The organism is Pseudomonas sp. 2995-3, from assembly GCF_002742565.1.
GTDB lineage: Bacteria > Pseudomonadota > Gammaproteobacteria > Pseudomonadales > Pseudomonadaceae > Aquipseudomonas > Aquipseudomonas edaphica.
This window is the reverse complement of record NZ_LJSB01000403.1, coordinates 1-251: the sequence shown is the minus strand read 5'-3', so window position 1 is coordinate 251 and position 251 is coordinate 1. Positions and strand designations below refer to the sequence as shown.

1 protein-coding gene is annotated in these 251 nt (G+C 41.0%); it reads right to left on the bottom strand.

Features of this window, described 5'->3' with window-relative positions; genetic code table 11:
- Nucleotides 1-66: 66 nt before the first annotated feature.
- A partial coding sequence (locus AOA62_RS32345; protein ID WP_218244240.1) for a hypothetical protein occupies nucleotides 67-251 on the bottom strand: 185 nt, incomplete at its 5' end.

Genomic DNA, 251 nt, shown 5'->3' with positions numbered 1-251 from the left:
CTTTCCTTTGGAATAGTAATTCCGGTGTGGATATAGCCCATACATTGGACAGTACGGAGATTATTATCAATGCATTATATCGGGAGAACCCAGAACTTCTATTATATTTACAGCCATCTCAGCCAGTCTACAATACTTATTTTTATCCACAACAGGCAGAACGGTTGCAGGAGTTTGCATCGGATAATGGGCACAATTATATAGACTTGTGGAGTGGGTGGCCAGACGTGGAAAATGAGGAACTTCTTCTT